A 3,451-nucleotide genomic window follows, 5' to 3' on the forward strand; every position below is an offset into this window, starting at 1 on the left:
GTGGACTGGTACAACCACCGTCGACTGCTGGAACCGATCGGCAACATCCCGCCGGCGGAAGCTGAAGCGGCGTATTATCGACAACTCGACGAGTCAGCCCTGGCGGCATGACTCACACCAAAGAGCCTCCGAGATTCCCGGGGCGGTTCAGAATTTGACTCCAGTCGCCCCAGTGCCGTCAGCTCCTTCCGCTGGGTCCGCGGCGCCAGTCAGAGACTGTGGAAAAACCACCTGACGCGATGTTTCGGCGGAATAAGCACGAACGTTTGGGGGAGGCGAGCGATGACAGGCGACAGCGGGGAGTTGCTCGAGGATCTACCGATTCCGGACGCAGCGCCATTGCGCCGGAGATTCTGTTGTCGCTGTGGCTTTATGCGACGCTGGAAGAGGGCGGCAGCGCGTGGGCGCTGGCGCAGCTGTGCGAGACGCACGATGCCTATCGCTGGCTGTGTGGTGCGTGCCGGTCAACCACCATACGCTGTCGGACTTCCGGGTGGGCCAGGGCGCGTATTCTGGGCGAGTTGCTGACGGCCAGCGTGGCGAGTCTGCTGGCCTGTAGCGCGGTAACACTCAAACGTGTGGCGCAGGATGGGATGCGCGTGCGTGCGCACGCCGGGGCGACATCGTTCCGACGCAAGGCGCGGCTGCAGCATTCCAGGCGCAGGCGCGCCAGCAGGTCGAGGCGCTCAGGCGCGAAGTGCACGACGATCCGAAAGCCCCAGCCGGCGTCGACAAGCGGCGCGAGCAGCGCATTGCTCAGGCTCTGGCCCAACTGCCGAAGCTGGAAGGGATCAAGCAGGCGCAAGGGAAACCGGCCGACACGGCGCGGTCCTCCACCACCGATGCCCAGGCCCGGGTGATGAAGATGGCCGGCGGCGGCTTTCGTCCGGCGTACAACGCGCAGCTGGCCAGCGACACGGCCAGCCAGGTGATCGTGGGCATGGACGTCGCCGACAGCGGCAGCGACCAGGGGCAGATGGTGCCGATGGTCCACCAGATCGAACAGCGCTATGCGCACCGCCCGCCGGAGCTGCTGGTGGACGGCGGTTTCGCCAGGCTCGACGACATCGGGACTCTGGCCCTGGGCACCACGGTGTATGCGCCGGTGCCGGAAACCCAGGGACCCGCGGGTGATCGGCATGCCCCCTGTTCCGGCGACAGCGGTCCCATCGCCGCCTGGCGACAACGCATGGGTACGGACGCCGGCAAGGCGGTCTACAAGGAGCGCGCAGCCACTGCCGAGTGTGTCAACGTCCTGGCGCGCAACCGCGGTTTACAGCGCTTCAATGTGCGCGGGCTCGACAGGGGCGGGAGTATGCTGCGTATGCGCTGGCGCGCAATCTGATGCGGATGCTCGAACTGGTGTCCGGGTTGGCGACAGGCATGAGCGAAGTGGTCTGAAGCGGCGGAGGCCTGAGCCCCCGGCCAACCGCCCGCGCGACGCGTCCGGAAGGCTTCGGCAGGTCCGCGGCATTTGCCACGCCGCGCTTGGATGAAAGAGCCGAGGTGACCCGCTCTGCTTCCAGGGTGTTCGGCGCTCATCGCCGCCTCCCAAAAAGTCGAAAACTTGCGAAGTAGGGCTGGGGTTGGGCGGAATGAGAGGCGCTCGGAAAAGTTTCATCGGCTACCGGTAGTCGTCGCCCAATGCAAGAGGGAGGTAGCGCGATTACCCTGTCTGCTGAGCCTTGTAATTTGTGGGTAATCTTGTAATGTTGCTACCTTTTCCTTTTGTGGCTGATGGGTTCTCATGAGGTCGATTGAAGAGCAGTTGGCGCTGATCAAGCGCGGTGCAGATGAAGTCTTGGTCGAGGCTGAGTTGGTCGAAAAGCTGAAAGGTGGCCAGCCGCTGCGAGTCAAGGCAGGTTTTGATCCCACTGCTCCGGATCTGCATCTTGGGCATACCGTACTCATCAACAAGCTGCGCCAGTTTCAGGACTTGGGGCACCAAGTGATTTTCCTTATTGGCGACTTCACCGGAGTGATCGGTGATCCCAGCGGTAAAAGCGCCACTCGGCCACCTTTAACTCGTGATCAAGTGTTGGAGAATGCTGAAACCTATAAGGCTCAGGTTTTTAAGATCCTTGATCCGAGCAAGACTGAGGTGGTTTTCAATTCTAGCTGGATTGAGCAGCTGACCCCTGCTGACTTTGTTCGGCTTACCTCCCATTGCACGGTGGCGCGCATGCTTGAGCGCGACGATTTCAGTAAGCGTTACGCTGCAAATCAGTCGATCGCAATTCATGAGTTTCTTTATCCTCTGGTACAAGGATATGACTCGGTTGCCTTACATGCCGATGTCGAGCTGGGGGGGACGGATCAGAAGTTCAATCTGTTGATGGGGCGCGAACTGCAGCGTGCCTATGGTCAGAAGTCTCAGTGCATAGTCACCATGCCCTTGCTTGAGGGGGTAGATGGCGTGAAGAAAATGTCCAAGTCACTGGGCAATTATATCGGCATTCAAGAGTCGCCTGGCATCATGTATGGCAAACTGGTGTCCATCCCTGATTTGTTGATGTGGAGGTATTTCGAGCTCCTGAGCTTTCGCTCGATGGAGGAAATCGAAGCCTTTCGGCTCGATGTCGACCGGGGAGCCAACCCGCGGGATATCAAGATCAAGCTGGCTGAGGAAATTGTTGCTCGTTTCCATGGCGAAGAGGCGGCGGTCAATGCTCATCGTTCGGCTGGAAATCGCATGAAGGATGGTGAACTGCCTGAAGACTTGCCTGTAATCGAATTGCTCTCGACAGAGGATATGCCGATTGCTGCTGTTCTGAATAAGGCAGGCTTGGTCAGGAACGCTGCTATGGCGCGTGATCTGCTCGGCTCCGGGGGGGTGAGGGTGGATGGTGCTGTGGTTGATCGCAGCTTCTTGTTCCAGCGAGGTGCGGCGCATATCTGTCAAGCGGGTAAGAAATCTTTCGCTAAAGTTGTCTTGAAGGCTGAGTAATATAGCAAGGGGCTGGTCATGTGGACTTGCCTCTATCAAACTAGACACCGGCACCCTGTTAAGGAAGGTCTGAATTAGCCCCGACATTTCCTACCCGAGCACTCGATTGCTCAAAAAAACGGCAGTTCCGTGGCTATTGAGGCCGATACCTCTTTGCAAATCCATGTCTTGCCCTTGACGAGGCGCTTTGCCGGGATGATTCCCCGCATTACGGACGCACCTCTCCTGCCACCCGCAGATGTTTTCGCGCCATCCACAGGTTCGACAGGGCGAACAGCGTCACCAATTGCGCAGTGTTCTTCGCCAGGCCGCGGAAGCGCACCTTGACGTAGCCGAACTGCCGCTTGATCACCCGGAACGGATGCTCGACCTTGGCCCGCATCTGCGCCTTGGCTTTCTCGATCCGACATTTGACGCGATACAGGACACTGCGCTTGCCGTGCTTCTGGTAGGTGCTGCGGCGAGCCGCGATCTGCCAGACGACTTTCCGTCCGGCATGCTCCG

2 protein-coding genes and 1 pseudogene are annotated in these 3,451 nt (G+C 59.7%); 2 read left to right on the plus strand and 1 reads right to left on the minus strand.

Features of this window, described 5'->3' with window-relative positions:
• Nucleotides 1–326 precede the first annotated feature (326 nt).
• Nucleotides 327–1,401: pseudogene (locus tag EV691_RS22965) on the plus strand (transposase); the annotation flags it as partial.
• Between the two features lie 346 nt (nucleotides 1,402–1,747).
• Nucleotides 1,748–2,947, plus strand: coding sequence for a tyrosine--tRNA ligase (tyrS, locus tag EV691_RS22970; RefSeq protein ID WP_131302111.1), 1,200 nt, complete (start codon nucleotides 1,748–1,750; stop codon nucleotides 2,945–2,947).
• A 208-nt stretch (nucleotides 2,948–3,155) separates the two neighbouring features.
• Here the strand turns inward: tyrS and EV691_RS22975 are convergent.
• On the minus strand, nucleotides 3,156–3,451 hold a 296-nt coding region (locus EV691_RS22975; RefSeq protein ID WP_165901266.1), incomplete at its 5' end, for a transposase.

Source organism: Azotobacter chroococcum (assembly GCF_004339665.1).
In the GTDB taxonomy this organism is placed as follows: domain Bacteria; phylum Pseudomonadota; class Gammaproteobacteria; order Pseudomonadales; family Pseudomonadaceae; genus Azotobacter; species Azotobacter chroococcum.

Bases quoted from the DNA above. Each gene is read 5' to 3' on its own strand.
- tyrS (WP_131302111.1), top strand. From the start codon at position 1,748: ATGAGGTCGATTGAAGAGCAGTTGGCGCTGATCAAGCGCGGTGCAGAT.